The sequence below is a fragment of the Janthinobacterium sp. CG_23.3 genome (genome assembly GCF_046115965.1).
Classification (GTDB): domain Bacteria; phylum Pseudomonadota; class Gammaproteobacteria; order Burkholderiales; family Burkholderiaceae_D; genus Janthinobacterium.
The window spans coordinates 1-7,398 of record NZ_JBJXIB010000189.1; the positions used below are offsets into that span (position 1 = coordinate 1).

General features: G+C 67.2%; 3 protein-coding genes. 2 read left to right on the plus strand and 1 reads right to left on the minus strand.

From position 1 onward, the window contains the following. Positions 1 to 67: 67 nt before the first annotated feature. Positions 68 to 4,204: an SdrD B-like domain-containing protein gene (locus tag ACFDR9_RS26220; protein WP_409032875.1), complete on the minus strand. Its 4,137-nt coding sequence runs from the start codon at positions 4,202 to 4,204 to the stop codon at positions 68 to 70. A gap of 341 nt (positions 4,205 to 4,545) precedes the next feature. Here ACFDR9_RS26220 and ACFDR9_RS26225 point away from each other — a divergent pair, with 341 nt between their 5' ends. After that, a complete protein-coding gene (locus tag ACFDR9_RS26225) occupies positions 4,546 to 5,592 on the plus strand; it encodes a hypothetical protein (protein ID WP_409032876.1) in 1,047 nt (348 codons plus the stop codon). Further along, positions 5,589 to 7,289, plus strand: coding sequence for a single-stranded-DNA-specific exonuclease RecJ (gene recJ / locus ACFDR9_RS26230; protein ID WP_409032877.1), 1,701 nt, complete (start codon positions 5,589 to 5,591; stop codon positions 7,287 to 7,289). The genes ACFDR9_RS26225 and recJ overlap by 4 nt, the downstream gene beginning before the upstream one ends. Positions 7,290 to 7,398 lie beyond the last annotated feature (109 nt).

Below are 7,398 nucleotides of genomic sequence, written 5' to 3' on the forward strand. Positions count from 1 at the left end.
TGGCGATGCCAACAGAACTAGGAGCTCTCGCCTCAACTTTCTCTCCCTCCACGACTCTCTTCCGACCTCACTCGTGGGGTGATCGCTTGACCCGGACCGAGTTCGCCGCGGCTGGCGGTGACCATGCCGGCGCCACGCCCTGGCCGACCACCTGGTCGAGCGCGTTGTCGTCGCGCAGCAGGTCGGCCATGTTCGGCAAGGCCACGCCGGCCTTGGCCGCGTCCTTGGCGTCGACGTTGAAATACACGTCCGTCATGTCGACCGACTTGCCGCTGGCCAGCGTCGCGCTGCTGCGCTCCAGATGCAAGTTGTTGTTGGCGTCCAGGAACGGCAATTCGGTGAAGCTGACCGTCAGGCTGCTGACGCCGGCGTCGTGCAGCGACAACAATTCGCCGGCGTCGGTGTGGCCGTTGCTGTTGGCGTCGCGCCAGATGCGCAGTTCGGCGAACTTGTCGTCGTTGACGTCGACCACGCCGTCGCTGTTGGAGTCGAAGCTGGCCAGCTTGGCGAAGCCCGAACCCTTGCTGGCGCCGCCGAACAATTCGCCGATGCCGTCGATGCTGCCGTTGCCGTTGGCGTCGACTGCCAGGAAGCCGTCGTTGCCCGAGACCCAGCCGGACTGGATCGCCTGGCCGTCGCCCAGCAGGTCGAAGCTGCCGTGGAAGTCGGCGCGGGCGATGGTTTGGATGCCGTCGCCGCCCAGATCGATGACGATCGGCGTGATGCTCGCGTCCCAGCTCATGTCGTTCTCGCCCGACTCCAGGAAGGTCCTATCGGTGTAGGTGACGTTGGCCTTGGAGACGCCGTCGCCGTTCACGTCCGAATCGATCTGGTCGTTGGAGCCGACGTTTTTCACGCCCCACTTCCAGGTTTCCATGTCGTAGCCGGCGAACTTGACGCCGGACTTGTCGAATTTCAGGTAGAACGAACCCGGGTCCAGGTTGCCGAAATTGTAGTTTCCGTTGCTATTCGTGTAGGTCGTTGCCAGCAACTGGTTGGCGTTGTTGTACAGCATAACCTTGATGCAGGCGATGCCCTCTTCGTTGCTGTCCTGCACGCCGTCATGGTCGCGGTCGCGCCAGACCTTGTCGCCGATGCTGGCCTTGCGGTACAGGCCGGCGTCCCAGCTCATGTCGTTTTCGCCGTAGCCGAGGTTGGTCAGCGCGCTGCGGCCGCTGCTGGTATCGACGTCGGAGTCGATGGCGTCGGAACCGACGTTGCCCCTGGTGTAGTAGTAGCCCGACGGCTTGACCACTTCGACCTTGTAGTCGCCCGCGTTCAAGCCGCTAAACAGGTAGTTGCCGCTGGCGTTCGTGGTGGTCGTGCCCAGCACCTGGTTGTAGGCGTTGAGCAGCTTGACGGTGACGCCGCCGATGCCGCTCTCGCCGGCGTCCTGCACGCCGTTGAAGTTCTTGTCTTCCCACACCTTGTCACCGATGCTGGCGGTTTGCCTGACCAGGCCGGCGTCCCAACTACGGTCGATTTCACCCGAGCTCAGTTCGGTCTGGATGGTTTTGCCCAGCGCGTTGGCGTCCGAGTCGGCGCTGTCCGAGCCGACGTCCTGCGCCGTGAACTTGTAGCCGGCCGGGGCCACGAAGGCCACCGAGTAGACGCCCGGGGTCAGGTTGGTGAACAGATACTTGCCATAGCTATCGGTGGTGGCGCTGGCGACGACCGCGCCGGCGCTGTTGAGCAGGTTGACGGTGACGCAAGCGACGCCGGACTCGCCTGTGTCCTGCACGCCGTTGCCGTTGCAGTCGCCCCAGACCCGGTCGCCGATCTGCGCTTTTTGATACAGGCCGGCGTCGAGCGTGTTGTTGGTCTCGCCGGCGGCGACGGCGAACTGCGCGGTGTTGCCGGCGCCGTCGATATCGCTGTCGGCGGCGTCGTTGGCGCCGGCGTCGCGCGGCGACGTGAAGTAGCCCGACGGCGCTTTGACGGCCACCGAATAGGTGCCCGCCGCGACGTCGAAGTGGTAATTGCCGGTGGCGTCGGTGGTGGTGCTGCCGACCACGCCGCCGAGCGCGTTTTTCAGTTGCACGGTGACGCCGGCAATACCGGCCTCGCCGGCGTCCTGCACGCCGTTGGCGTTGGCGTCGAGCCAGACGCGGTCGCCGATGTGGGCGTCGGGCGCCTGCACGCCCATGTCCAAGCTGCGCTCGCTTTCGCCCGATTCGAGCACCGTCTGGGCGGTGCGGCCGTCGGCCTGGTTGGCGTCGGAGTCGGCGGCGTCGTCGGCGCCGACGTCGCGGCCGGTGATGACGTAGCCGGCCGGCAGGCTGGCCTTGTCGAATTGCACGCTATAGCTGCCCGGCACCAGGTTGGTAAACAGGTAGTTGCCGTTGGCGTCGGTGGTCAACGGGCTGCCGACGGCCACGCCATGGGCGTCGAGCAGCGTCACCTTGACGCCGGCCACGCCGGCCTCGCCGGCGTCCTGCACGCCGTTCTTGTTCAGGTCGAGCCAGACGCGGTCGCCCAGCTCGGCCGTTTTATACAGGCCGGCGTCCAGGTCGGGATGGTTCTGGCCGGCGGCCAGCGTTACCTGGGCGCTGTTGCCGCTGGCGTCGATATCGCTGTCGGCGGCGGCGTTGCCGCCGGCGTTCAGGGCGGTGGTGACATAACCGGCCGGCGCCAGCACGGCCACCGAGTAGGTGCCCGGATCGACGCTGAAGCCGTAGTTGCCGTTGGCGTCGGTGACGGTGCTGCCGACCACGGCGCCGGCGGCGTCCTTCAATTGCACGGTGACGCCGCCGATGCCGGCTTCGCCCGCGTCCTGCACGCCGTTGGCGTTCTTGTCTTCCCACACCCGGTCGCCCAGCGTGGCGGGGGTGGCGACGATGCCGGCGTCCAGGCTATGGTTGCTCTCGCCGGCCAGCAACACCACTTGCGCGGTGCCGCCGTCGACGACGCTGGCGTCGGAGTCGGCGGCGTCGTTGGCGCCGGCGTCGCGGCCGGTGAAGACGTAGCCGGCCGGCAGGCTGGCCTTGTCGAACTGCACGCTATAACTGCCCGGCGCCAGGTTGGTAAACAGGTAGTTGCCGTTGGCGTCGGTGCGCAACGGGCTGCCAACGGCCACGCCGTGGGCGTCGAGCAGCGTCACCTTGACGCCGGCGACACCGGCTTCGCCGGCGTCCTGCACGCCGTTCTTGTTCAGGTCGAGCCAGACGCGGTCGCCCAGTTCGGCGGTTTGATACAGGCCGGCGTCGAGGCGCGGGTTGGTTTCGCCGGGCGCCAGCGTCACCTGAGCGCTGTTGCCGCCGGCGTCGACGTCGCTGTCGGTGGCGGCGTTGCCGCCCTGGCCCTGGGCGCTGATGGCGTAGCCGGCCGGCGTCACGATCGCCACCGAGTAGGTACCCGGATTGACGTCGAAATGGTAGGCGCCGGCGGCGTCGGTGGTGGTGCTGCCGACAACGTTACCGCCGGCATCCTTCAATTGCACGACCACGCCGGCAATACCGGCTTCGCCGGCGTCCTGCACGCCATTGGCGTTGGCGTCGTTCCAGACGAAGTCGCCCAGGTGCGCCATCGGCACGTTGAAAACCAGGTGGTTGGGGGTGGCGCTCAGGTCGCTGGCGTTGCAGCCGACGGTGCCGCCGTCGTCGCGCACCTGGAAGCCCAGCGCGAAGCTGCCGGCCCGGTCCGGCGACGGCACGAACACCAAATGGCCGGCGCGGATGTCGGCGATGCCGATTTCGGCGCCGGCGGCGACGGCGGCGCCGTTCAGCAGCAAGGTGCCGGCGACCGGCATGGTGGTGATCAGGACCGACTGGAAGCCGTTGCTCTCGACGACGTCGTGGAAGCCGAAGTCGGCTTCGCCCAAGACCACGGCGTTGCCGTTGAGCAGGTCGAACGACTTGTCGGCGCCTTCGGGGGCGTCGTTGACCGGATCGACGATCACTTGCAGGAACAACGAAATGGTATTGCCGTCGCCGTTGTTGACGACCACTTCGATGGTTTCAAAACTGCCGTTGTAGTTGGCCGCCCAGGCGCCGGGACGCACGTACAGCGTGTCGTTGTCGAGGCGGCCGAACAGCGGGATGTTGCCGGTGGCTTCTTCATCGTCCGGCTGCAGCACGGTGATCGCGCTGATGTTCAGTGCGCCGGCGACCGTGTAGCCGGCCTGGGCCAGGATATCGCGGATGTCGACGTTCTTTTCGGTGTCTTCGCAGACGTGAATGACACTGGAAAGGTTAATGGTTGACATGCGGACTCCGAATACAAAAAAAGTGATGGATAGGCCCGCGCAGACGCGAACCGCCGAATATGGAAATGGGTACTACAAACTTGGGAATACCATGACGGGAACGTAAAGCAGACGCTGTGTACGCGGAGTTAAGGGATACACAGGGCGCGCGAGGCAGAAATCCCAGAAGATGGGCATTTCTTACGATGCATCAAAGTTATCCATATTATACGGAAGATTTCTTTGTGGTAGTTATTTTTTTTACTATCAAGATGTTGTTTCAATAATTGGCTTATTCGCGTGGAAATTTTGCCACGGCGTCGAATTTCTCTTCGGCAGGCGCAATGCCCTACAATCTCGGCATGAAACAACTTACCCTCGCTTTACCGTTCGCCCTGCCCCCCGCCGAACTGGCCGCCGACTTGCAAAGGGCGATGCAGGCGCCGGCGCTGGCGGCCCTGCTGTCGCGCACCCACGAACACCGGCTTACCGCCTTCGACAACAGCACCCGGGTGTTGCCGCACGAAGCCTGGCTGGCGCACGCGCTCGGCCTGGCGGGCGCGCCGGACGGCCCGGCCGCCGGCGTGCCGCTGGCACCGGCGGTCATGCGCGGCTTCGGCCAGGCGCCCGCCGCCGGCTACTGGCTGCTGGTGCACCCGGTGCACGTGCAAATCGCCCGCAACCACCTGCTGATGGGCGACCAGCGCCAGCTGCCGCTGGACGAGGCCGACGCGCGCGCGCTGTTCGACGCCGCCCGTCCCTATTTCGACGAGATCGGCAAGCCGCTCCTGTACGGCGACGCGCAGACCTGGTTCGTGCGCGCCGACGACTGGGGCGGCCTGCGCACGGCGTCGCCGGACGCGGCCACCGGCCAGAACCTGACGGCTTGGATGCCCGAAGGCGAGCAGGCGCGCGCCTCGCGCAAACTGCAAAACGAAGTGCAGATGCTGTGGCACGAGCACCCGGTGAACGTGGCGCGGCAAGCCCGCGGCCTGGCGCCGGTGAACTCCTTCTGGCTGTGGGGCGGCGCCGACGCGGCCCCGGCCGCGGCGCCGGGGCCGCTCTTGCTCAGCGCCGATTGTCCGCCCTGGCTGGCGGCGCTGGCGGCGCCGCCGCGGCGCCCCGCCGAGCTGGCGGCCGTGCTCGGACGGGCCGACGAGCGGGCCCTGGTCGCGCTTGGCGGCCTGGTCGGCGCCGGCCTGGGCGCCGACTGGTCCCACTGGCTGCTGCAGATGCAGCGCCTGGAACAGCAATGGTTCGCGCCGCTGCTGGCGGCGCTGAAAAACGGCAGCCTCGGCCAGTTGACGCTGATGCTGAGCAACCGCGACGCCTATGCCGAATTTAGCGGCAGCAAACAAGCCCAGCGCAAATTCTGGCGCAAAATCACCTTGAACAAGCTCTCCACATGACACTGACCCGCATCGCCACCCGCCCCTGCCCCTACCGGGAATCCGAAATGTTGCGCCAGGGCGGCATCCACCCGGTGCTGGCGCGCCTGTACGCGGCGCGCGGCCTGACCCAGGCCAGCGAACTGTCGAGCGAACTGGGCGCCTTGATGCCGCCGGCCGGCCTGCTGCACATCGGCGCCGCCGCCGTGTTCCTGGCCGACGCCATCGGCGCCGGCAAGCGCATGGTCATCGTCGCCGACTACGACTGCGACGGCGCCACCGCCTGCGCCACGGCGCTGCGCGGCCTGCGCGCGATGGGCGCCCACGTCGACTTCATCGTGCCGAACCGTTTCGAGTACGGCTACGGCCTGACGCCCGAGATCGTCGAGCTGACCGCGCGCGAAAAGTCGCCCGACATCATCATCACCGTCGACAACGGCATCGCCAGCGTCGACGGCGTGGCCGAGGCCAACCGCCGCGGCATCGAAGTGGTCGTCACCGACCACCATCTGCCCGGCGACACCCTGCCGGCGGCGCGCGTGATCGTCAACCCGAACCAGCCCGAGTGCGGCTTCCCCAGCAAGCACCTGGCCGGCGTCGGCGTGGTGTTTTACGTGCTGCTGGCGCTGCGCGCGGAGCTGCGCCGGCGCGGCGTGTTCGACGCCCAGAGCCAGCCCAAGCTCGACCACCTGCTCGACCTGGTGGCGCTGGGCACGGTGGCCGACGTGGTGCGGCTCGATTCGAACAACCGGATTTTGGTGGCGCAGGGCCTGAAGCGCATGCGCGCCGGCCGCATGCACGCCGGCGTGGCGGCGCTGTTCCGCGTGGCCGGGCGCGAGGCGCGCAGCGCCAGCCCGTTCGACCTCGGCTTCGCGCTGGGGCCGCGCCTGAACGCCGCCGGGCGCCTGCAGGACATGTCGCTGGGGATCGAATGCCTGATCACCGACGACGAGGGGCGCGCCTGGGCGCTGGCCCAGCAGCTCAACGACATCAACCTGAAACGGCGCGAGATCGAGGCCGAGATGCAGGACACCGCGCTGCTGCACCTCGATGAGTTCGAGCCGGCCAACAGCAGCACCATCAGCGTGTTCGACGCCGGCTGGCACCAGGGCGTGATCGGTATCGTCGCCTCGCGTCTGAAGGAAAAGTTCTTCCGCCCGACCATCACCTTCGCGCGCGGCGCGGACGGCTGGATCAAGGGCTCCGGGCGCTCGATTCCCGGCTTCCACCTGCGCGACGCGCTCGACCTGGTGTCAAAGCGCGCGCCCAGCCTGATCGACAAGTTCGGCGGCCACGCGATGGCGGCCGGCCTGACCATCCGCGCCGACGCCTTCGACGCGTTCTCGGCGGCCTTCGAGGCGGTCGGCCAAGCCTGGCTGAGCAAGCAGCAGCTCGAACGCGTCATCGAAACCGACGGCCCGCTGGAGGACGCCTACTACACCACTCAGTTCATCGAGTTGATGGACGGCCAGGTGTGGGGCCAGGGCTTCGCGCCGCCGGTGTTCTGCGACGAGTTCCGCGTGGTCAGCCAGCGCATCCTCAAAGAGCGCCACCTGAAGCTGCTGCTGGAAAAGAACGGCGCGCGCTTCGACGCCATCTGGTTCGGCCACACCGACGCGGTCGGCGAGCGGGCGCGGGTCGCCTTCCGCCTCGACGCCAACGAATACAACGGCGTCACCAAGGTGCAATTACTGGTCGAGCACGCCGAAGCGGCGTAGGCGGGGGGGGGGGTCTCGTCGTCTCCCCTCACCCCACCCCCCCAAGCAAAGGTTGTTCTGTCCCCCCTCACCCCACTCTGTCTCCCCAACCCCACCGCCCTTCATCGTT